The sequence below is a fragment of the Phyllobacterium lublinensis genome (assembly GCF_020164435.1).
GTDB classification, from domain to species: Bacteria; Pseudomonadota; Alphaproteobacteria; order Rhizobiales; family Rhizobiaceae; genus Phyllobacterium; species Phyllobacterium lublinensis.
This window is the reverse complement of record NZ_JAIUDQ010000020.1, coordinates 10,177-31,007: the sequence shown is the minus strand read 5'-3', so window position 1 is coordinate 31,007 and position 20,831 is coordinate 10,177. Positions and strand designations below refer to the sequence as shown.

The 20,831-nt window shown below is 58.0% G+C and carries 20 protein-coding genes; 14 read left to right on the top strand and 6 right to left on the bottom strand.

The window, feature by feature from the left end; translation table 11 throughout:
- The first annotated feature begins 112 nt into the window (after window positions 1-112).
- Complete coding sequence (locus tag K9U38_RS19885; protein WP_224496092.1) at window positions 113-859, top strand: AzlC family ABC transporter permease; 747 nt, start codon at window positions 113-115, stop codon at window positions 857-859.
- Window positions 859-1,152: an AzlD family protein gene (locus K9U38_RS19880; RefSeq protein WP_224496091.1), complete on the top strand. Its 294-nt coding sequence runs from the start codon at window positions 859-861 to the stop codon at window positions 1,150-1,152. The genes K9U38_RS19885 and K9U38_RS19880 overlap by 1 nt, the downstream gene beginning before the upstream one ends.
- A 13-nt stretch (window positions 1,153-1,165) precedes the next feature.
- On the opposite strand, the gene K9U38_RS19875 is transcribed toward K9U38_RS19880, so the two are convergent.
- The gene (locus tag K9U38_RS19875; protein ID WP_224496139.1) at window positions 1,166-3,010 is read right to left on the bottom strand and encodes an aminopeptidase P family protein; all 1,845 of its coding nucleotides are present in this window, start codon (window positions 3,008-3,010) and stop codon (window positions 1,166-1,168) included.
- 242 nt (window positions 3,011-3,252) lie between these two features.
- Between K9U38_RS19875 and K9U38_RS19870 the strand changes: the two genes are divergently transcribed.
- Window positions 3,253-3,393, top strand: coding sequence for a hypothetical protein (locus tag K9U38_RS19870; RefSeq protein ID WP_224496090.1), 141 nt, complete (start codon window positions 3,253-3,255; stop codon window positions 3,391-3,393).
- Window positions 3,394-3,419: 26 nt separating this feature from the next.
- On the opposite strand, the gene K9U38_RS19865 is transcribed toward K9U38_RS19870, so the two are convergent.
- From K9U38_RS19865 to K9U38_RS19855, 3 genes are read right to left on the bottom strand one after another with little or no spacing between them, the layout of a single operon-like run.
- Window positions 3,420-4,313 carry a 50S ribosomal protein L11 methyltransferase gene (locus K9U38_RS19865; RefSeq protein ID WP_224496089.1) on the bottom strand — a complete coding sequence of 298 codons (894 nt, stop codon included), beginning with the start codon at window positions 4,311-4,313 and terminating at the stop codon, window positions 3,420-3,422.
- A gap of 23 nt (window positions 4,314-4,336) precedes the next feature.
- Window positions 4,337-4,930, bottom strand: a complete 594-nt coding sequence (locus tag K9U38_RS19860) for an SCO family protein (RefSeq protein ID WP_224496088.1) — start codon at window positions 4,928-4,930, stop codon at window positions 4,337-4,339.
- 28 nt (window positions 4,931-4,958) lie between these two features.
- Entirely contained in the window at window positions 4,959-5,120 is a 162-nt protein-coding gene (locus K9U38_RS19855; protein WP_224496087.1) for a hypothetical protein, read from the bottom strand.
- Window positions 5,121-5,301: 181 nt separating this feature from the next.
- Here K9U38_RS19855 and K9U38_RS19850 point away from each other — a divergent pair, with 181 nt between their 5' ends.
- The 4 genes from K9U38_RS19850 (at window position 5,302) to K9U38_RS19835 (ending at window position 7,920) form a co-directional block, all read left to right on the top strand.
- Window positions 5,302-5,661 (top strand): hypothetical protein, encoded by a 360-nt coding sequence (locus K9U38_RS19850; protein WP_224496086.1) that lies wholly within the window; start codon window positions 5,302-5,304, stop codon window positions 5,659-5,661.
- Between the two features lie 114 nt (window positions 5,662-5,775).
- Complete coding sequence (locus K9U38_RS19845; RefSeq protein ID WP_224496085.1) at window positions 5,776-6,417, top strand: LbetaH domain-containing protein; 642 nt, start codon at window positions 5,776-5,778, stop codon at window positions 6,415-6,417.
- Window positions 6,418-6,491: 74 nt separating this feature from the next.
- A complete protein-coding gene (locus K9U38_RS19840; RefSeq protein WP_224496084.1) occupies window positions 6,492-6,974 on the top strand; it encodes a CreA family protein in 483 nt (160 codons plus the stop codon).
- 103 nt (window positions 6,975-7,077) lie between these two features.
- On the top strand, window positions 7,078-7,920 hold the full coding sequence (locus K9U38_RS19835; RefSeq protein WP_224496083.1) for an N-acetylmuramoyl-L-alanine amidase: 843 nt from the start codon (window positions 7,078-7,080) through the stop codon (window positions 7,918-7,920).
- A 23-nt stretch (window positions 7,921-7,943) separates the two neighbouring features.
- Here the strand turns inward: K9U38_RS19835 and K9U38_RS19830 are convergent, their stop codons facing one another.
- Window positions 7,944-10,385 (bottom strand): ATP-dependent helicase, encoded by a 2,442-nt coding sequence (locus K9U38_RS19830; RefSeq protein WP_224496082.1) that lies wholly within the window; start codon window positions 10,383-10,385, stop codon window positions 7,944-7,946.
- Window positions 10,386-10,770: 385 nt separating this feature from the next.
- On the opposite strand from K9U38_RS19830, the gene K9U38_RS19825 reads away from it, so the two are divergent.
- Entirely contained in the window at window positions 10,771-11,301 is a 531-nt protein-coding gene (locus K9U38_RS19825) for a glyoxalase superfamily protein (RefSeq protein ID WP_224496081.1), read from the top strand.
- 20 nt (window positions 11,302-11,321) lie between these two features.
- Here the strand turns inward: K9U38_RS19825 and K9U38_RS19820 are convergent, their stop codons facing one another.
- The gene (locus K9U38_RS19820) at window positions 11,322-11,795 is read right to left on the bottom strand and encodes an Lrp/AsnC family transcriptional regulator (protein ID WP_224496080.1); all 474 of its coding nucleotides are present in this window, start codon (window positions 11,793-11,795) and stop codon (window positions 11,322-11,324) included.
- A 146-nt stretch (window positions 11,796-11,941) separates the two neighbouring features.
- Here K9U38_RS19820 and K9U38_RS19815 point away from each other — a divergent pair, with 146 nt between their 5' ends.
- From K9U38_RS19815 to K9U38_RS19790, 6 genes are all read left to right on the top strand, one after another.
- On the top strand, window positions 11,942-12,853 hold the full coding sequence (locus K9U38_RS19815) for a DMT family transporter (protein ID WP_224496079.1): 912 nt from the start codon (window positions 11,942-11,944) through the stop codon (window positions 12,851-12,853).
- A gap of 51 nt (window positions 12,854-12,904) precedes the next feature.
- Window positions 12,905-13,792, top strand: a complete 888-nt coding sequence (locus K9U38_RS19810) for a dienelactone hydrolase family protein (RefSeq protein ID WP_224496078.1) — start codon at window positions 12,905-12,907, stop codon at window positions 13,790-13,792.
- A gap of 128 nt (window positions 13,793-13,920) precedes the next feature.
- Window positions 13,921-14,874 (top strand): hypothetical protein, encoded by a 954-nt coding sequence (locus K9U38_RS19805; RefSeq protein ID WP_224496077.1) that lies wholly within the window; start codon window positions 13,921-13,923, stop codon window positions 14,872-14,874.
- 8 nt (window positions 14,875-14,882) lie between these two features.
- A complete protein-coding gene (locus tag K9U38_RS19800; RefSeq protein ID WP_224496076.1) occupies window positions 14,883-15,248 on the top strand; it encodes a DUF2185 domain-containing protein in 366 nt (121 codons plus the stop codon).
- Between the two features lie 127 nt (window positions 15,249-15,375).
- Complete coding sequence (locus K9U38_RS19795; protein WP_224496075.1) at window positions 15,376-16,785, top strand: FAD-binding oxidoreductase; 1,410 nt, start codon at window positions 15,376-15,378, stop codon at window positions 16,783-16,785.
- Window positions 16,786-16,894: 109 nt separating this feature from the next.
- Window positions 16,895-20,692: an AsmA family protein gene (locus tag K9U38_RS19790; protein ID WP_370632022.1), complete on the top strand. Its 3,798-nt coding sequence runs from the start codon at window positions 16,895-16,897 to the stop codon at window positions 20,690-20,692.
- Window positions 20,693-20,831: the final 139 nt, after the last annotated feature.

Below are 20,831 nucleotides of genomic sequence, written 5' to 3'. Positions count from 1 at the left end.
CAGCAAAGTCCGAGACAAGAAGGAGGGGATGGAGGCTTGCTGCAGCAACATTGATGGTATTGATCAACAAATCTCACGTGACAGCCTGACCATCCTGGCCTAGAGCAGATCGATGGATGAACAAATATATCAACGGGAATCGATTCCGGTGAATGCGGGTACCCGCAGTTCGCAATTCTGGGAAGGCTTTGCCAAAGGTCTGCCTATCATGATTGCGTCGGCACCTTTCGGCCTGCTGTTTGGCGCCCTGGCGGTCGATAACGGCTTCAGCGTTTTTGAAGCTGTCCTTATGAGCGCCGCGATCTTTGGCGGTGCGAGCCAGATGGTTGGCATCGAGCTCTTCGGCCAGCACATCCCGGCTTGGTTGATCGTGTTCTCGATCTTTGCGGTCAATTTTCGCCACGTGCTGTATTCTGCGGCCGTGGGACGGCGTATCGGTCACTTCAAACCGCTGCAGAGCGCTCTGAGCTATTTCCTTTTGACCGACCCGCAATATGCGGAAACCGAAAAGCGTGCCGAATCCGGTAAGGCCGTCACGTTCGTCTGGTATCTCGGCGTTGCCACTCCGATCTATGTCATGTGGGTAACGGAGGCCTGGATTGGCGGGCTCTTCGGCAACCTCATTTCCGATCCGCACGCGCTTGGCATCGACATGTTGCTGCCGATCTATTTCCTTGGTCTCGTCATGGGCTTTCGCAAGCGTGACAACTGGGCAGCCATCGTCATCGCCAGTGCTGTTGTCTCGATCATCGCCTACAAGACGATCGGCTCACCCTGGCATGTCAGCATTGGCGCGCTGGCCGGGATCATCGTGGCGGTGATCGTCGCCAAGCCGGAGCGTGCAAGGGGTAAACGCTGATGTCGTCGATATTCTGGATTATCATAGCCGGGGCAGTGCTGACCTTCCTTACGCGCATCGGTGGCCATCTCGTGTTGTCGCGGTTCGAGCGCATTCATCCCCGTGTCGAAGTGGCGCTCAATGCCGTGCCTGCCGCGGTTCTCACGACACTGGTTGCGCCAGCTGCCGCTACGGCAGACTGGCGTGGCCTCTTGGCATTGGCGTTTGCGGGGCTGGTTGCGCTGCGGTTCAATGCCCTGACCATGTTTATCGCTGGCGCAGCGGCCATCATTCTGATGCGCCAGTTTTCCTAGACCTATCCTTATCTCAACTGTTGTGAGTCAGCGGCTCGGTGGCTTTGACGAGCCATTCGCGAGCTTGTCCATTCGTGTGTGGCAGAAGCGCCTCGCGAACCCGCGCATGATAGGCGTCCAGCCAGACCAGTTCTTCGCGCATGAGTAGGCTCGTATCGATCAGCCGCTTGTCTATCGGGCAGAGCGTGATGGTTTCGAAGCCCATCATGGCGATGTCACCGCCTTGGGGCACCTCAGGCTCGGTTACGATCAGAAGGTTTTCCGTGCGAATGCCATATCCACCGGGACCGGGCTTGTAGTAACCGGGCTCGTTGGAGAGGATCATGCCCGGCAACAGCTCGTGCACACCGCGTTTGGAGATGCTTTGCGGTCCTTCATGCACGGATAGAAACGACCCGACACCGTGGCCGGTCCCATGACCGTAGTCATAGCCGTGCTTCCACAACGCAATGCGCGCAAGAGCATCTATGTCCATGCCGCGCGTGCCTTTGGGGAAGCGCGCGGTGGAAATGGCGATCATGCCCTTCAGTACCAGCGTGAATTTGCGTTTCATGTCCTCGGTCGGCTTGCCGACCGGAAGCGTGCGGGTGATGTCGGTCGTGCCATCGCGGTACTGGCCGCCACTATCAATCAGATAGAGCTCGCGGTCCTGCAATGTGCGGTTTGATGCGGTGCTGACGCGGTAATGCGCAAAAGCGCCATTCGGTCCAGCGCCGGAAATGCTGTCGAATGAGAGATTTTCGAGCGGCATCTGGAAGCCTTCGGCAACAGTGCGGCGGGTTTCCTCGAGCTTCGTCGCTGCAATGATTTCGTCAATCGTGCCGGGAGCCTGTTCGTCAATCCAGGAGAGGAACGACACCATGGCCACGCCGTCGCGTTCATGCGATTTGCGTGCCCCTTCGAGCTCGGTCGAGTTCTTGATGGCGCGAGGCAGCCGTGCCGGATCAAGGCCATCGACGACATTGCCACCGGCCTGTTCGACGATCAGACGCAACTTTTCAGCGGCCAGAGCCGGATCAAGCAGCACCGTCTTCCCCGCAGATGCGAATGTCGCGACGTCGCTATCCAGTGCTGAGGGCGGGCGCAATGTCGAAAGCTGTGTAAGATATGCCTCAGTCTCGATCGGCAGCTTGCGCTTGTCGATGAAGAGCAGAGGCTCCCCCGACGCGGGAAGCAGCGCGAAAGCCAGAGGCAGCGGTGTATTGCTGACGTCATTGCCGCGAATGTTGAATGCCCAGGCAATCGAGGACGGATCTGTCAGGATTGTCGCGTCAGCCTTGGCCTTGCTGACGGCCTCGGCCAGTTCATGCAGCTTTTCGCTGGCAAGCTTGCCTGCAAATTTCTCCGGCTGGATGGTAACAGCCTCAAGCGGTGGTGCCGGCTGATCGTCCCAGATGTTGTCGACCAGGTTGTCCTTGACGGCGACGAGGCTGCCGCCGTTCTTTTCGAGCGCTTCGCGCAGCGACTTGGTTTCGCTGATGGTGTGCAGCCAGGGGTCGAAGCCTATCGTCAGCTGTTTCTCGGTATTGCGCAGCCAGACCGGGGGCGGCGTGTCCACAAGGCTTTCAATGGTGAAGATTTCGGGATCGGTCTGTTCGGCGGCCTGTAGCGTATATCGGCCGTCGACGAACAGGTACGCCTTGGTCTTCATGATCAGCGCAACGCCAGCTGACCCAGTGAAGCCCGTCAGCCAAGCCAGGCGTCGGGCTCTTTCGGGTACGTATTCGCCCTGATGTTCATCGGCGCGCGGAACGAGAAAGCCGTCAAGACCAAGGCTTTCGAGCTCGGCGCGCAGCTTTGCGACCCGGGGGGCCGCGGTTGCCGGATTGCTAACGACCTCAAACGACTGGAACATGATGAATTGGAACCTCTGCTGTTGGAGGCGGAAACCTATCTTCCCGACCTCTCGGGCGCAATGGAGGACGACCAGATTCTGTTGTTGATGTACGAGTCGGTCACTTACCCATTACACAATTATTACATCCGCATATGCGCGATGAACATGGCTGCCATGCCGGATTGGCGCTGGTTCGCGTCCAATCGAATCACCATCTTTGTAACGGGAGGATCAGTTGCCAGCAGTTATCATGGAGATGAGAGATGGCAGACAGGATCCGCGGTTTTTTCAAGACAGCACTCGATAATCTGATTGCCTACCGCGCGGTTCAAATGCGCCGGTATGCGGTCCGGCCCATCGATGGAACGCGCGAGAGAACCAGACACACCAACTATTACGTCTAGAGGCCTTCGTGTAGCCACGAAAGGCTCTAGAGCGCCTTGGGGGCTGCGTTCGCTTTAAGGTGCAGCGTGACCCAGCCCTCACGCCGCAGTGTCTTTTGATGAAACAGTCCCTGCACACGGTAGGCGGCGAGAACCTTGTCGCGCTGGGTTTCCAGTATTCCTGAAAGGATCAGCGAGCCGCCCCAGGCAAGGTGTCTGCGCATTGCGGGCGCTAGCTGCATCAGCGGACGGGCAAGTATGTTGGCGACGATCAAGTCGAACGGTGCGGCGAAGCGCATCGCCGGATGATGAAAGCCTGTCGCAGTCTCCGTCTGTACGCGTGATGCGACGCCGTTCTTCACCACATTCTCCCGTGCTACGGCAACGGCGATCGGGTCAATATCCGTCGCCAGGACAGGAATTGGCGCGAGTTTCGCAATTCCGATGGCGAGCACCGCACTGCCGGTTCCAAGATCCAGTGCGCTGCGCGGGTGTTCGCGCCGGATTACTTCGCCGATCATGTCGAGACAACCGGATGTGGTGCCGTGATGGCCAGTGCCGAATGCCAGCCCCGCGTCGATTTCGATGGCGAGGTCATTGATGCGGCGCTTGTTGCGGTCATGCGAGCCGTGCACAAAGAATCGCCCGGCGCGAACCGGTTTCAACCCTTCGAGAGAATGCGCCACCCAATCGATGTCCGGCACCTGCTCGCGCTTGAGCTCCAGGCCAAACGCATCGCTGCCGAGTATATCCCGGATGCGGCTCTCGATCTCGTCCGGTTCAAACGTATAGACTGAAACCTCGAATATCTCGCGGTCTTCATCGATCTCCGAGGTGGAGATCGGAAGGCCCTCATCCTCGAAGGCTCGTTCAAGCAGAGCGAATACACGCTCGGCTTCGATCTTGCCGGCGGTGAGGAAAAGTCGGGTCTGGGTGGTCATCGGGCAATGGCTTTCGGTATTCGCTAGCTCTCGGAGAGGCGTTTCAATTTCTCGACAGCCGTATCAGGATTTTCGCCGTAGGCAATGGTACCGAAGAAACCGCCCTTGCTGTCCAGCAGAAAAATCGAGGCGGTATGATCCATCGTATAATCCTTGCCCTCGACGGGAACCTTGCGCGCATAGACGCCATAGCCCTTCAGCATCGCTTCCATCTTCCCCGGATCCCCGGTCACACCAATGATGCGGTCGGAGACATTTGAGACGTAAGATTTCATGATGGCAGACGTATCGCGTTCAGGATCCACCGTCACGAAATATGCATTGATGTCCTTGCCGTCCACGCCCAGCTTCTTCAACCAGCCGTCAAGCTCGAACAGCGTCGTCGGGCAAACTTCGGGACAATGGGTAAATCCGAAGAACACCGCTGACGGCTTCTGGCGAAACGCGGCCTCGGTAATCGGCTCGTCATTCATTGTCGTCAACTGGAACGGGGTGCCAAATGGACCCTGGCTGCCGCCATTGGCTGTCTCGCGGGACGACTGAAAAGTGATCCAGCCGGTCCCGGCCGCAAGGAGTGCAATTGCCACAATCAGGAAGGGCAGCAGGCGTTTGTTCATGGATGATGGCCTTGGGTCTGCGCGTCGGCTACATGCACCACGCCAGGCCCGCATTGATAAGTGACAGGAAGATGGAATCGCCGTGGTTGAACCATGCGGCGAACGTCAGCCCGGATGCTGCTGCCGCCCCCAGTGCGAGAGCCGCATACAGCGCCATTCGCGGCGCGCCTATGGACGATGATGTTTTCATGTCCCGAATATAGGTCCTCATTGTTGTTTATGCAAAGCAAAGATCAATACTAATCATATTGGCTGATTCAACAAAAAAGCCTGCTCCTTCCGTATTTTCGGCGTTACCGGCACTGCTAAACATTTCAAGTTCGTCGTGTTATTCTTCAAACAAATAATGTCGTCAAAAACGGGGGAGCAAAATGAGAAACCTTGCCTTGGCGGTTATTACCGCCACAGTTGTCCTTGGCGGTTGCACTTTACCGACGGTCTCGGGGACGCCGATGGTAGCACCGGATTCCATCTTTGAAGCACCGATGGTGAGGCTTACCGAAAAAGGAGTGACTTTGCGGAAGGTCAATCAGCCCGTGTATTGTCGTGGAGAGGTGGCCGGCCTCTATGGAACGCGGCCGCAATACGTGAAGGTTAATCCGCCGGTAAAACAAGCCCATGGCTTGACGACGATCGAAGGGGAAGTCGATCGGGGCAGCGAAGGGATCACGAAGTTCGCATGCCGTTACGATGCCAAAGGCACGTTCATCGGTGTGAAATTACAGGAATGAGTTTTGGACGCCCACGTTCAGGATAGCTAGCGGATATCGCCCTCGCAGCGTGGTGTTGCAACGCCAGTGATTTTTGTGCAAAGCGTTGGCTGAACCTCATTTCGGGCAAACATGATGGCTGACACCGACGATCCCCGCTTCCAGAACGACCAGCCACGCATTCATCCCAGCGCGCAGCTCAAGGGCGTCAAGCTCGGAAAATATGCCGAGGTCGGCGAGCGCGTCATTCTGAGGGATGTCACAGCAGGTGATTTCACCTACTTCGAACGCCACAGCGAGGGGATCTACGCCGATATCGGCCGCTTCTGCTCGATAGCATCCAATGTCCGGATCAATGCCCTTGAACATCCGATGGAGCGGCTGACCACACATAAGATCAGCTATCGGCCGAACGAATACTTCCGCTATCAAGGTGTCGACAGTGCGTTTCGGGCACGCCGGCAGGCCAAGCGGGTCGAGATCGGCCATGATGTCTGGATCGGCCATGGTGCGGTCATCTTGCCTGCCGTCAGGATCGGCCACGGGGCTGTGATCGGCGCAAATGCCTTGGTCACCAAGGATGTCGCGCCCTACACGATCGTCGCCGGCAATCCGGCCAGGCTGATCCGCCTGCGTTTTCCTGAGGACGTTGCCGCCCGCCTGCTGCGGCTCCAATGGTGGAACTGGCCCGCTGCGACAATTTTTGAAGCCATCCCCGACATCCAGGCTCTCAGCATCGAGGATTTTCTGTCCAAATGGGAGCGGGCAGCAGGGTGAAACGCCGCTTGCAATCTTCCCATGCAATATCCAACTGTCTGTGGGACCTGCAACCAATTTTCAGGAGATTTTCGATGAAGCGTATCGTGGCTGTGCTCGCCCTTGTCTGTGCCGCAATCCTGCCCGCACAGGCGGAAGAGGTCGGCAAGGTCGGCGTCGACTGGTTCGGCAATGACATTGTCATCGATGCCGTCAACGACCCGAAAGTGCAGGGCGTCACCTGCCATCTCGCCTCGTTTTCGCGCGGCGTGATCGACCGGTTGCAGAAAGGCAACTGGTTCGAAGATCCGTCCAATGCTTCCATCTCCTGCCAGCAGACCGGCCCGATCGTTATTGCCGATATCGAGCTGGGTGAAGGGGGAGAGCGTGTGTTTTCAGAGCGGACAAGCCTGATCTGGAAGAAACTCATCATCACGCGGATCTATGACAAGGCGAACAATACCCTGATATATCTTGCGCATGCCAGCCAGGTTCAGGACGGGTCGGCGAAGACGTCGATTTCGACGATACCGCTGTTTGCAGGCAATGTGACATGGGCGAAGGGCAAGCCGGAATAGCATTCCGGCACTCTGATTTCGGGAATGCAGTCTGCTACTATTGGCCAATTTCAATGCGGCTTCGTCTGGTTCAGAATAAATCAAACTTTTCAAAGGTTTGATTATGGATTTTCGCATAAAGAATCATAGGCTTCGAGCCGGTACCTCCAATGTGAAGTTCGTCGCATCGCCCAATGTCGGAGGAGAACTAAAGCCGAGATTCCTGGTGATCCATTACACGGCAAGCGGACCCGATGCCGATATTGCCAGGTACTTTGCGCAGGAAAACGCCAATGTTTCGGCGCACCTCGTGATGCGCCGCGATGGATCCCTGACCCAGTGCGTTCCCTTCAATGTCGTTGCCTGGCACGCGGGCAAGAGCCAGTGGATCGGGACAAACGGCACGCGTTATGCAGGATTGAATGATCAAGCAATCGGGATCGAGATCGAGAACTGGGGGGCGCTCAACAAGAGCATCGATGGCTGGATCACATGGACGGGAGCCGTCGTTGACGGATCCAAAGTCATCGAGGCCCGCCACAAATTCGGGACGCCCGCCGGTGGATGGGAGGTGTTCAATCCGGCACAGGTTGAGGCTGCAATAGCCGCGGCACGGGCGATCTGCACCGAATATGCCATCGAGGACATTGTCGGCCATGATGACATCGCGCCGGGCCGCAAATCCGATCCCGGACCCGCATGGGATATGGACGTCTTCAAGGCAAGAGTACGCGGCGAGGCCGATAACGGCAACGCAACGATGGTTGTTCGTACAAGCAGCGGCCTTAACATTCGTTGCGGCCCCGGAGCGACATTCGGGTTGCTCAGGCCGGCACCGCTACCGGATGGTACAAAGGTGGTTGTTCACGAAGCACAGGGCAGGTGGTGCTATGTTTCGGTCCTGGACAAGGCCGAGAACCCGGACTTTTCCGGCTGGGTGCATGGAGACTGGTTGTTCGAGGGGTAAGGCGAGGCAGGAGGGTTCGCTGCTCAAATCCCTTTGACGAAGCTGTCGAGGACCCGCTTCTGGCCAGCCTTGTCGAAATCGATCGTCAGCTTGTTGCCTTCGATGGACGACACGTTGCCATTGCCGAATTTGATGTGGAAGACCCGGTCGCCGACGTCGAAATTCGACGGTGTTTCGCTGACAGATTTCGCCACGAGTTCGCCGTCGATCGTCCGGCCCTTGACGGAGCCGCGTCCGGCACCATGGCCTGAATCCGTTTCGCCATAGCCGATGCGCTCGACGCGGGCACCTGAACGTGAGCCCCAATTATTGCGCGTTGCGTCCGAGCGATGCTGCTGGGCGCGTTGCCAGCCCGGTGTCGAATAGCTGTTTTCGAAGGGATCGGCGCGATCGAACCGGGATTGACCATAACCGCCGCGACCGCCGTACCCGCCATAGGATTCGCCTGTCGACACGACATCGACATGTGCCTCGGGCAGTTCCTCGAGGAAGCGGGAGGGGATGGTGGATTGCCACAGTCCATGAATGCGCCGATTGGAGACGAACCAGATGTGCAGGTTCTTCTTGGCACGGGTCAGGCCGACATAGGCAAGACGCCGTTCTTCCTCAAGACCGGATCGGCCGCCCTCGTCGAGCGAACGCTGGTGCGGGAAAAGCCCTTCCTCCCAGCCGGGAAGAAAGACGGTTTCGAATTCAAGCCCCTTGGCGGAGTGCAGTGTCATGATGTTGACGGCATCGAGGTTTTCATTCTGCTCGGCGTCCATCACCAGCGCCACATGCTCAAGGAACGAGCGTAGCGACTCGTATTCCTCCATGGAGCGGATCAATTCCTTCAGATTTTCCAGCCTCCCCGGCGCTTCCGCCGAACGGTCGGCCTGCCACATTGCCGTATAGCCGGATTCGTCGAGGATTTTCTCGGCGAGTTCCGTATGCGGCGTGGAATCGATCAATGATTGCCAGCGCCGGAAGTTTTCCACCACCTCGCGCAGGGCGGAGCGCGGCTTTGGCTTCAATTCCTCGGTTTCAATCAGGTCCGTCGCCGCATCCAGCATGCTGATGTCGCGTGCACGTGCATAATCATGCACCTGCCGGATTGCCGCTTCGCCAAGGCCACGCTTAGGCGTGTTGATGATGCGTTCCAGTGCCAGATCGTCCGCCCCTTGCGCCACGACGCGGAAATAGGCCAGCGCGTCACGGATTTCGAGCCGTTCGTAAAAGCGCGGACCACCCACAACGCGATAGTTCAGGCCGAGGGTAACGAAGCGATCTTCGAATTCGCGCATCTGGAATGAGGCGCGCACCAGGATCGCCATGTCGTTGAGATTGTGACCCCTGCGCTGGGCTTGTTCGATTTCCTCGCCGACGGCGCGGGCTTCCTCTTCGCTGTCCCACGCGGCATGGACGTTGACCTTGGCGTCCTCGGGATTGGCCGCGTCGGTGAACAGGGTTTTGCCGAGCCGCCCTTCATTGTGGGAAATAAGGAAGGACGCCGTTCCGAGAATATGCGCGGTCGAGCGGTAGTTGCGCTCGAGGCGAATGACGACGGCGCCGGGGAAATCCTTCTCGAAGCGCAGGATGTTGTCGACTTCAGCCCCGCGCCAGCCATAGATCGACTGGTCGTCGTCACCGACGCAGCAGACATTCTTCGAGCCCTGGGCAATCAGGCGCAGCCACATGTACTGTGCCGTATTGGTGTCCTGATACTCGTCGACGAGGATGTAGCGGAACCTGTTGTGGTATTCCTTCAGCACATCCGGGTAGGCGCGAAACATCCGGATGGGATGACAGAGCAGATCGCCGAAATCGCAGGCATTGAGCGTCTTCAGCCGGTTCTGATAGGCGGCGTAGAGTTCCCGGCCCTTGCCGTTGGCAAAAGCGCGCGCGTCGCCTTCGGCTATCTCCGAGGGCCCCAGGCCCTTGTTCTTCCAGCCATCGATCATCAGCGCGAACTGCTTGGCAGGCCACCGCTTGTCGTCGAGGCCCTCGGCCTGGATGATCTGCTTGATCAGGCGGACGACATCGTCGGTGTCAAGAATGGTGAAATCGGACTTCAGGCCGACAAGCTCCGCATGCCGGCGAAGCAGCTTGACGCCGATGGAATGGAACGTGCCGAGCCATGGCATGCCTTCCACGGCGCCGCCGACAAGAACGCCAATGCGCTCTTTCATTTCGCGCGCGGCCTTGTTGGTGAAGGTCACGGCCAGTATCTGGCTGGGATAAGCCTTGCCGAGCGACAGGATATGCGCAATCCGCGATGTCAGGACGCGGGTCTTGCCGGTCCCCGCGCCTGCGAGAACCAGAACGGGACCCTCCGTCGTTTCAACCGCAAGTCGCTGCTCCGGATTGAGCCCTGACAAATAGGGCGGGGAACCACGCGCCTGCATCGCACGCGCCGCTATGCCCGAGGGCTGGCGTGGCACATCAGGTTCGTCAAAAAACGGAATATCGTCGGGCAATCCGGACATTTGTCCCCAATGTAGTGATTCGGTTCCGAAAAACCAGTTTAAAAGCGATACAAAAAGAGAACGGCCAATCTTGGGCGGACATGTGTCCCCCGAAACTTGCAGTTGAAAGTCACCATCCCTTCGGGCGTTCAAAATGTACATCCCGGCGTGAACGGCCGGCTGGGCGGGCAAGTGGCTTTGAGATCGGTTATCTTGAGTGATTTTGTCCAGTTGACGGCCGGTTGAACTGTCATTATCCATGGATGTGGCCGATGCAGCCAGCCGCCCGCGGTCCCGAGGCCAAGGTGAATGCATCAAGCGAATCTACGTTTCATCCTTTGAATGATGAACGAGTCGGCAATGCGGGCACTGACTTTCCTCGTTCATCAGACGCGAAGGAATGACGATGCGTACATTCAATGACGCCAAGGCAATTGCCAAATCACTACGGCAAGCGCTCAAGCGCAAGAATATCGAACTCTCCCACAGTGAAGGTCTGGAGCTTGTTGCGGCCGGTTTTGGCTTCGATGACTGGAATGTGCTTGCGGCCAGGATTGATGCTGCGGCGACCGTTCCCGAGGCCATTTCGTTCGGGCCGGCCAATCCGATCTTGAGAATCTTCGACGTCACGAAGGCTAAGGAGTTCTATCTCGATTTTCTGGGCTTCACACTCGATTGGGAACACCGCTTCGGCGACAATTTCCCGCTTTACTGCCAGGTTTCCCGGTCCGGTCTGACCTTGCACTTGAGCGAACATTCAGGTGACGCAAGTCCGGGTGCGAGGGTGTTCGTGCGCATGAAGGGTATTGATGCGCTGCACAAGGAACTTCACTCGAAGAACTACCGGTTCATGAAGCCTGGCATTGAACAGCAGGACTGGGGGCGGGAACTGACCGTTATTGATCCCTTCAGCAATCGCATCTGTTTTTCGGAATAGGTGACCATGCCAGTGCCGGTTCATTTCGGCACTGGCAGTTTCAGCGGACTGGTCGCCTTGACTGTCCGGATGGCAAAATTGGACCTTATGTCCGAAACGGCAGGAAGCACGAGCAGTTTTTCGGTCAGGAAACGCTCATAGGCACTCAGGTCTTCTACAACAACTTCGGCCAGAAAATCTGCCGTTCCCGAAATCAGAAAAGCAGCGGTAACTTCCGGCATTGCCAGGAGGGCGGCCTGCTGCGCGTCCGAATTCTCCTTGCTGTGCTGACTGACCTTGATCTCGACGAACACGGTCAGGCCAAGGCCAACTTCCTTGCGATCGATGTCTGCCCGGTAGCCTCGGATAACCCCTGATTTCTCAAGGTTGCGAATGCGCCGCAAACAGGGTGATGGCGACAAGTTCACCCGCTCCGCAATCTCGACATTCGTTGCCCTGGCATCTTCCTGAAGCGCTTCGAGTATACCAATATCGAATTTATCCAGTTTTGGCATTTTTCACCCATTAGGGGAGTTATTCTTACTGAAAATTGCTGTAATCGTAATTGCACTGGCATGAACTTGCAAGGACATGCCAGTGTCATCGGGCGTATCATGTCCTCACCCGAAAGCTCGTTCGGGCAGTTTTGGAGGATACTTCGATGGTCGCTCTTGCTCAGGACTACAAGACGTCAAGGTCATTCGGTGTGGGATACGCCGGCGCACTGGTGACTGTTTTCATATGGGCAACATGGATTATCGCCACGCGCCACAGCGGCGGGACACATCTGGGCACCATCGACCTTGGTCTTATCCGCTACGGCGTGCCGGCACTTGTGCTTGCCCCGGTCTGGTTGAGAACCGGCCTGATCCCGCGTGATGTTCCGCTGGTGCTCCTGACGATCATGGTTTGTGGTGCGGGCGCCGTGTTCTTCCAGTTCACGACCTTTGCAATCCATTCGACACCGGCAGCGGCCGTCGGGGTTCTACTCGGCGGATCAATGCCATTGGCAGCCGCACTGATTGGCGTTCTCATGTTTGGGGAACGGCCGGATTTGACGCGCTGCCTCGGCCTTTTTGCGATCGTCGCCGGGCTGGCCATCCTGCTCGTCCTCGCGCTTGGCAGCCACGATATCTCCTGGATCAGCTTTGTCTTCCTGCCTTTGGGCGCACTTCTGTGGGCCGGTTACACCCATGCATTCAAGCGTTCTGGCCTGACCGCCTTGCAAGGTGGCGCGCTCATTGCGGTCTGGTCGTTCATCATCCACGTCGGGCTTGCGCTTGTTTTTGGCACGACGATCTTCGAGGCTGGCCTGCAAGAGATCGGCTTGCAGTTGCTCAGCCAGGGTATTCTGTCGGGCTTGGCAGCCATGCTGGCCTACGGCATTGCGGTCCGTTCCCTTGGCGGCAGCCAGGCCGCCGCGTTCAGCGCCCTGACGCCAGCGCTTGCGGCCTTTGGAGGGGCCATGCTTCTTGACGAGCCGGTCGGGGTCTGGGAAATTGCCGCAGCAGTGATCACCGGACTTGGCGTTGCCCTTTCCACCGGTATCCTTTCGCATCGCCTCAAACGATGACGCGAAACGAGCCAGCGCCTCGTCCCACCCCGTCCTTCGGAGGAGGCAGTTATGAATGAGCCGACAATTACCCCGAAAATCACGCAGGCCATGGTCGACGCATATGACGAATACACGCATCTGACCCTCGACCGCCGTTCCTTCATGGACAAGCTTACCAAGCTGGCCGGTTCGGGCGCCGCCGCTGCCATGATCGCTCCGATGCTTGCTGCCAATTCTGCCCATGCAGCCATCGTCGCTGCGGATGACAGCCGGCTCCGTACAAAAGACTTCGTCCTTCCCGGACCCTCGGGCGAAATCAAGGGATACCGCGCGAGCCCGGCTGACGCTTCCGGCAAGCTTCCGGCCGTGATCGTCATCCATGAGAATCGTGGTCTGAATGATCATATTCGCGACGTCGCCCGGCGCATGGCACTCGAAGGGTTCGTTGTCCTGGCGCCGGATCTGTTGTCTTCGGCGGGTGGAACTCCGCCGGACGAGGAGAAAGCGCGCGAAATGATTGGTGCGCTTGATCCGAAAACGGCGATCGCGGAAGGTGTAGCAACAATCGAATATCTCAAGAATGACAAGTCGACCAACGGCAAAGTCGGAGCTGTCGGCTTCTGCTGGGGTGGTGGCATGGTCAATGACCTGGCCGTCAATTCGCCTGATCTCGGGGCAGGCGTGGCCTATTACGGTCGGCAGGCGAAGGCTGAGGACGTTGCCAAGATCAAGGCCCCGTTGCTTCTGCAATATGGAGGACTGGACACCCGCATCAATGCCGGGATTGACGCGTATAAGAAGGCACTGGAGGAGAACGGCAAGACCTTTGAAATCTACGTTTACGAAGGGGCGAACCATGCATTCAACAATGACACGTCGGAGGCCCGTTACGACAAGAAGGCAGCGGACCTTGCATGGAGCCGCACGGTGGAGTTCTTCAAAAAGAACCTGAGCTAGAGCCTTCATGGTTCCGTGTAGCCATGAATGGCTCTAGCTTGCTCAAAAAACAAACGGGAAACCAATCGCTTGCCGGATCGCTCGGCGGCCACTACCTCTGTGCTGTTAATGCGATAAGGAATGCGCCGATGCGAATCTTTGCCCTCTCACTGAGCCTGCTGGTGTTCATGCTCGCCGGTGTTCAGTACGGACTTGCACAGGATGCGGTGTTCCCGGGTGGATCCAGCGTTGGCCTCGTTCCTCCAGCTGGCTTGGTAACGTCATCCAACTTCAGCGGGTTTGAAGACGCCGCGAAGGGTACGTCAATCGTCGTAACGGAGATGCCCGTCGATGCCTATGCGACGATCGCATCGAAATTCAATCCCGAGGGCCTGCGTGAAACGGGGATCGAGGCTGCGGCACCGGCTGAGAACTGGCCCGTAGAAGGCGCAGTCGTTTCCAAGCTAATTCGAGGCAGTCAGGTCGCGGCAGGGGTCAAGTATCGCAAATGGATTGTTCTCATAGGTGCCAAGTCGACAACTGCCATGATCACCGTACAAATCCCCGACGGCGTGGCTGGGGGATTGTCCGACGCTGACGTCGACACCGCCCTGCGAACGATCGCAATACGCAACCCTCCCAGTCTCGATGAGCAAATCGCGGCGCTGCCCTTCAAGGTTGCCGATCAGGCCGGCTTCCGTCCAGTCCGCGTGATCGCGGGCGCAACCTATCTCCTGACCGAGGGCGCAAACGATATCGCCGCCAACTCAGCCCAGCCCATGATCGTCATTGCTTCGAACCTCAATGCCGCACCGCAACCTTCGACACGAATGGACTTTGCCAAACAGGCATTCGCGTCCCTGACGGGCATCAAGGATGTACGGTCCGACAATGAAACAAGCCTGGAAGCCGACGGAGCCGAGTGGATCGAGATCGATGGCGGTGCCAGGGATGCGGCAAGCGGCGACCAGCTCTATGTCGCTCAGATCGCCCGGTTTGAGACGGACCGCTATGTGCGCGCAATCCTCATTGTGCGCGATACCGAGAAGGACAAATATTCCGAACGTTTCCGGAAGCTAGCCAAGTCCATGACGATCAACTAAAATTGGTTATGGAGAAAAGTTACCGACTCACCAAGGACGAGATCCGGCCACTTATCCGCAACTATGGCGGATGCATCGCAACGGATACGATTACCATCGATGGTTATCCGGTTCGCTTCATGTACCGTGAGGATCCGGACAATCCGCTCGATAGCGGCTGGCGCTTCCTGTCGGGGTTTGAGAGCGACGACTATATGGAAGATCCGGAAAACAGCGGCATCTTCGACGTCAACACCATCGCCAATTACGATCCAAGCATCATACCGCTGCTCGACTCTCCTGTCGGCAGTGTCTTCGAGAAGACAGGCGAACAGGAGCGGTTCGTCGCCGTCACTGATTGGCAGCCCGGCGAGGACGACGAGGACGAGGAATAATCGTCCCGTTTGCTGCCCGGCCTTTGCCGTTGACCATCACACAGAGTTACAACTGGACAAGTCGCGTGCATTCCCCGAAAATGCTGGTGGAAAACGACGATGATGAATCGGAAGGATGGATACTGGAATGGCATTGGCAGACGCAGGAGCATTGCTGCGCAACGAGAATGGGATAGCAACTGTCGTATCCATCCTCAAGAAACGCTTCGGTGACAACGCGCAGACCGGAAAGTCGATCCGCGAGCAGCACGCACATACCACGAGCTATGTTCCCAACCAGGCGCCCGATCTGGTCATTTTTGCCGAATCTGTAGAGGACGTCCAGGAGGTCGTGCGGCTTTGCAGCGAATGGCAGGTGCCGGTTATTCCCTTTGGGACGGGCACCTCGCTCGAGGGTCATGTCAATGCGCCCGCCGGCGGCATCTCTGTCGACCTGTCGCGCATGAACCGCATTCTCAAGGTCTATGGCGAAGACCTGAATGTCGTTATCGAACCGGGCGTGACGCGCAAGGAGCTCAACGAATATCTGCGCGATACAGGCCTGTTCTTCCCCATCGATCCGGGTGCCAATGCCAGTCTCGGCGGCATGGCCGCAACCCGTGCATCCGGAACCAACGCCGTACGCTACGGCACGATGCGGGAAAACGTCCTGGCGCTGAAGGCGGTCATGCCGGACGGCCGGCTGATCACCACATCGAAGCGGGTCAAGAAGACATCGGCAGGATACGACCTGACGCGCCTGCTGGTCGGCTCGGAAGGAACGCTTGGCATCATCACCGAACTGACATTGAAGCTTTATGGCATCCCGCAGGCAATTTCCGGTGGAATCTGTGCCTTCCCGGACCTTGAAAGCGCCTGCAATGCTGTGATCGAAACGATCCAGATGGGCATTCCGGTCGCCCGCATCGAACTGGTCAATCAACTCGAGATGCAGGCGATGATCGCCTATTCCAAGCTCGACTACGAACCGGCGCCCTATCTCTTCGTGGAGTTCCATGGCAGCGAAACCGGCGTGGCGGAACAGGCCGAACTGTTCGGCGAGATCGCGGCCACCAATGGCGGAGGCGAGTTCAAATGGACAGCCAATGCGGAGGATCGCGAGAAACTCTGGTCGGCGCGGCACAATTCCTATTTTGCCTGCATGACCCTCGCGCCGGGCAAGCAGTCGCTTTCCACGGACGTTTGCGTACCGATATCCCGGCTTGCCGAATGCATCGTGGCGACCGAGAAGGACATTGAAAAGAGCGGCCTGATCGCTCCAATCGTCGGTCATGCCGGCGACGGCAATTTTCATGTGCTTGTCCTGTTTGACGAGAAGGATCCAGAGGAGATCCGCAAGGTTGAGGCATTTGTCGAACGCCTCAACCTGCGAGCCATTGCCATGGACGGAACCTGCACCGGCGAACACGGGATTGGTCAGGGCAAGATCAAGTTCCTCCGGGCCGAACTTGGCGGCGCAGTGGACGTCATGGAATCGATCAAGCGGGCGATCGATCCGGGAAATATCATGAATCCGGGCAAGATCTTACGGTTATAGGTTCGCACATTGATTCCGGGCGCTAAACCATTGTCTCAGCGTTGCAAATCAACGAGAAACAAGGTCTTGTCGTCACGTTGCCAAAGACCGGCCGTCATGCCCGGCGCATATTGAATGGAGTACGATACTGGCACGGCTGTTTGTTTTCATCGGTGGTTTGTTGGTGCTGGTGCTCACGGCGGCGCTAGTCGTGCCATATTTTGTCGACTGGGCGGGCTATCGCTCATCCTTCGAACGTGAAGCGTCGGCATTGCTCGGGCGTCCTGTGACGGTCGCGGGCAGTGCCAGCGCGCGGCTCTTGCCATTCCCGTCCGTGACATTTTCCGATGTGAAGGTCGGTGATCCAGGGAGCGAGCCGGTCATGACGATCGACCGTTTTTCCATGGATGCGGAATTGGCGCCGTTCATCCGTGGTCAGATCCTGATCTTCGACATGCGGATCGAGAGGCCGACCGTATCAGTCGCAATAGACAAGGATGGTGTTGTCGACTGGGCAATCCGTCCACATGTTCCTTTCCAGTCGGCGAAGGTCAGGCTTGAAAACATGCGTGTTACCGATGGTTCGGTACTCATCCGCGATGCATCAACCGCCACGACCCGCACGATTACGAATCTGGATGCGACGCTATCGGCGGCTGATCTTTCCGGCCCTTGGAAATTCGATGGTACCTTGCTGTTCAATGGCAACAAAACGTCAATATCGGCTTCCACGGGCGAAGTGAAACCGGACGGGACGATGAAATTGCGGACCCGTATCATTCCGGACGGGATTCCGGGCGCGCTCGAAACCGATGGCGATGTGACACTCAGCGACGGCGCGTTGAAATATGCCGGCAGCATAGCCATTCGTTCTGCCGACGAACTTTCCTCAAGTGGGGCCAATGCCATCGATCAGATGGAGAAGCCCCTGCTTTCAAGTCTCCGCGTTACCGGACGGTTTGAAGCGGATCACGGCAAGATCAGCATTCCCGAATTCCGCATGGAGCAGGGCGCTCTCGACGACCCCTATGTCGTCAACGGGACTGCCATGTTCGATTATGGCAGTGATCCGCGTTTCGAAATCAAGGCCGATGGTCAGCAGGTCACGTTCCGCAATGGCGAGGAACAGGTCAACGGCACCCAGGCGAGGCATGTCGCTGCCGCGGGGCGGTTTGGCGTCTTCCGGCGCATGATGGATCAACTGCCGATACCGACGATACCGGGTACAATCGACCTGAAACTTCCGGCAATCGTTGCCGGCGATACGACAATCCGCTCCGTCACGATTGATGCTGCACCATCCGAAAACGGATGGACGATCAATCAGCTCAAGGCGGAATTGCCTGGGCGGACACAGTTCGAGGCCAATGGCGTGTTGCAGGTTGGCGCGGATTTCGGGTTCGATGGCAAGCTTCTCGTCGCCTCGCGTCAACCCTCTGGCCTCGCCGCATGGCTGACGGATTCAGTCGACGAGGCGATCCGGCGACTGCCCGGGGCGGGCTTCAGCGGCGATGTCAGCCTGCGCGCTGATCTGCAAAAGGTCGACAATCTGGAGCTTGTGCTGGGTGGTGCGTCGCTTAAAGGCTCACTGGTTCGGAGCGCCAAGGGTGAGTCATTGCCGTTGACGCAATTGACGCTCGAGGGCGGCGCCCTGGACGCTGACGCACTCGAGGCATTTGGGGCGATCTTTGGAAATCACACCACTTCCACTGTCGATGGATCCCCGCAATTGCGGGGGCAGGATCTTGACGTACATTTGAAGGCAGGGCCGGTTACCCACGATGGATTGGTTGCCGAGTCGCTGGATACGGCTTTCCGCCTCCGCGATGGGGTTTTCGATATTGACCGGCTGACCATCGGCAATGTGGCTGGCGCGACCATCACTGCGACAGGGAAGCTGGAGCCGTTCAAAGCCGAGCCCACCGGTTCGATTGACTCGACTATCCTGGCCGACGATCTCGCGCCGTTCATCTCGGCTCTTGCCAACCGCATACCCGACTTTCCGTTTATCGGGGCTCTGAACGATAGGGCCGCCAGGTTTCCCGGACTGTTCCAGGAGACGCAGCTGACGATCCTGGCCAACACCATGCATGCCAAGGCTGGGACCGATGAGTTTTCGCTCAGCGCAGCCGGCAAGACCGGTGGGATGGATATAACGCTGTCCGGTACGACGACGAAGAATACGGACGAGTTGCGGACGCTGGAATTGACGATGAACGCGCGCAGCGGTCAGGCCGAGACGCTGATGGCGTTGATCGGCCTGCCATCCCTGCCGCTCGGGCTAGCTGGGGAGCTCGAAGCCGACCTCGCATTGAAGGGAAATGAAAAAGACGGGCTGCAGACCCAGCTGTCCCTCAAGGCTCCGGATGGCCAGGCGCTGATTGATGGGAGTTTCCGCAGTGGGGAAGGTGGCCTGACCGCCGAGGGCCGGGCTTCCATCAAGACCGGCGATCTTGAGGGTTATCTGGCAACGGCCGGCTACTCGTTGCCTGGATTTGGCAATGGAATGCCGGTCGATCTGGCAAGCAGTTTTCAGCTGGCGAAGGGCAAACTCAACCTACCCGATTGGAGTGGACAAGTGAGTGGCACCAAGGTGAGCGGAAGACTGGCCCTGGCGCTCGAAAACGACGTGCCAGACGTTCAGGGTGACGTGAAGCTTGCAGCGCTTGACCTTCCCTCCGTTGCGCAATTCATACTCGGCGCCAGCGCGCTGGATGGGGATGGCCGGACATGGCCCACGCAGGCCTTTGCTGCGGCTCCGATTTTTCCAGTGAGTTTCAATGTCAATGTGAGCGCCGACGAAGCCGACGCCGGTATATTGGGCCCGATCAGCAAATTTCAGACCAAGGCCGCTTTGAAAGAGGGTTCGCTACGTCTTGACGACGCCAAGGGCGATCTGTTTGGCGGCCATTTTGACGGTATGTTCGAATTGCGCAATACCAGTGGCACCGGTTTGGCGACAGGCCAATTCACACTCGATGAGACCAGCCTGGACGCGCTTTACCAACCCGCCGACGGCGAGCCGCCGCTCACAGGAAAAGCAAAGATTACCGCATCGGTCAACGCGACTGGCACGTCGGTTGCAGAAATGATGGAATCGGTCGCTGGTTCCGGCGTAGTCTCCACCAGTGACCTTGCGATCAATGCGATCAATCCCGCAGCTTTGAAGCCGATTTTGGCCAACGCCGATGCAATGGAAGGACCAGTGACTGCGACATTGTTGAACGGGACGATCGAACAATATCTGCATGATGGCAGCTTCAAAGCGGGCGCAGCAGACTTCGCCTTCACCATCGCCGGTGGCATTGCTCGGACATCGACATTTCAGCTCAAGAGTGCCGGTGCAAGCTTGGCTGCCGAACTGAGATTGAATTTCCAGGATATGACTGTTGCATCGCAAGGACGCTTTGCATTCGATCCTGGCACGGCAGTGGTCGCCGGAGCGGATCCCGTCATCGAATTCGGCCTTAACGGCCCATGGCATGGCCCGAAACTGACCTTGAATCGCCAGCCATTGGAGCAGTTCCTGACACAGCGGGCACTGGAGAGAGAGCAGCAACGCGTCGAAACGTTGCAGGCAGCGCTCGTCGAGAAACAACGTTTGCGCCGCGAGACGCAACTCTATCAAGCCCGCGCGGATGAGCGCGTTCGCCTGGCCGAGGAGGCCAGACTTAAGGCGGAGCAGGAAGCACGCGAAGCTGCTGAGCGTGCCGAAGCCGAAAGAAGGGCGGCGGAAGAGCGGGCCGCCGCCGAGAAGAAGGCGGCGGAAGAAGCAGCTGCAAAGGCGCTTGAGCAATCCCAGCCAGCCGCGCCACAGCCAGACCCGGGCGGAACGACAACCGAGCCGCAAGGCACGGGAACCATCAACAAGCAGTCCGTTGACGACTTCCTGAAGACCCTTGAGCCGAAATCACTGGTACCCAATTAGCAGCCTGCCTCGCCAGAGCATGATAACAAGGAACCATGAAGGGCCCTAACCCGGTTTGCGGTGGATAGCGCCGAGTTGGGGGGCGTATTCGAACCACGCACAGCGCCATTGCAACCCAAGTTAGAGCCAGACAGAGCGC

What these genes read in the sequence shown, in the direction of transcription:
- K9U38_RS19885 (WP_224496092.1), top strand. Translation starts at nt 113, where the DNA reads ATGGATGAACAAATATATCAACGGGAATCGATTCCGGTGAATGCGGGT.
- K9U38_RS19880 (WP_224496091.1), top strand. Translation starts at nt 859, where the DNA reads ATGTCGTCGATATTCTGGATTATCATAGCCGGGGCAGTGCTGACCTTC.
- K9U38_RS19870 (WP_224496090.1), top strand. Translation starts at nt 3,253, where the DNA reads ATGGCAGACAGGATCCGCGGTTTTTTCAAGACAGCACTCGATAATCTG.
- K9U38_RS19865 (WP_224496089.1), bottom strand. Translation starts at nt 4,313, where the DNA reads ATGACCACCCAGACCCGACTTTTCCTCACCGCCGGCAAGATCGAAGCC.
- K9U38_RS19860 (WP_224496088.1), bottom strand. Translation starts at nt 4,930, where the DNA reads ATGAACAAACGCCTGCTGCCCTTCCTGATTGTGGCAATTGCACTCCTT.
- K9U38_RS19855 (WP_224496087.1), bottom strand. Translation starts at nt 5,120, where the DNA reads ATGAAAACATCATCGTCCATAGGCGCGCCGCGAATGGCGCTGTATGCG.
- K9U38_RS19850 (WP_224496086.1), top strand. Translation starts at nt 5,302, where the DNA reads ATGAGAAACCTTGCCTTGGCGGTTATTACCGCCACAGTTGTCCTTGGC.
- K9U38_RS19845 (WP_224496085.1), top strand. Translation starts at nt 5,776, where the DNA reads ATGGCTGACACCGACGATCCCCGCTTCCAGAACGACCAGCCACGCATT.
- K9U38_RS19840 (WP_224496084.1), top strand. Translation starts at nt 6,492, where the DNA reads ATGAAGCGTATCGTGGCTGTGCTCGCCCTTGTCTGTGCCGCAATCCTG.
- K9U38_RS19835 (WP_224496083.1), top strand. Translation starts at nt 7,078, where the DNA reads ATGGATTTTCGCATAAAGAATCATAGGCTTCGAGCCGGTACCTCCAAT.
- K9U38_RS19830 (WP_224496082.1), bottom strand. Translation starts at nt 10,385, where the DNA reads ATGTCCGGATTGCCCGACGATATTCCGTTTTTTGACGAACCTGATGTG.
- K9U38_RS19825 (WP_224496081.1), top strand. Translation starts at nt 10,771, where the DNA reads ATGCGTACATTCAATGACGCCAAGGCAATTGCCAAATCACTACGGCAA.
- K9U38_RS19820 (WP_224496080.1), bottom strand. Translation starts at nt 11,795, where the DNA reads ATGCCAAAACTGGATAAATTCGATATTGGTATACTCGAAGCGCTTCAG.
- K9U38_RS19815 (WP_224496079.1), top strand. Translation starts at nt 11,942, where the DNA reads ATGGTCGCTCTTGCTCAGGACTACAAGACGTCAAGGTCATTCGGTGTG.
- K9U38_RS19810 (WP_224496078.1), top strand. Translation starts at nt 12,905, where the DNA reads ATGAATGAGCCGACAATTACCCCGAAAATCACGCAGGCCATGGTCGAC.
- K9U38_RS19805 (WP_224496077.1), top strand. Translation starts at nt 13,921, where the DNA reads ATGCGAATCTTTGCCCTCTCACTGAGCCTGCTGGTGTTCATGCTCGCC.
- K9U38_RS19800 (WP_224496076.1), top strand. Translation starts at nt 14,883, where the DNA reads ATGGAGAAAAGTTACCGACTCACCAAGGACGAGATCCGGCCACTTATC.
- K9U38_RS19795 (WP_224496075.1), top strand. Translation starts at nt 15,376, where the DNA reads ATGGCATTGGCAGACGCAGGAGCATTGCTGCGCAACGAGAATGGGATA.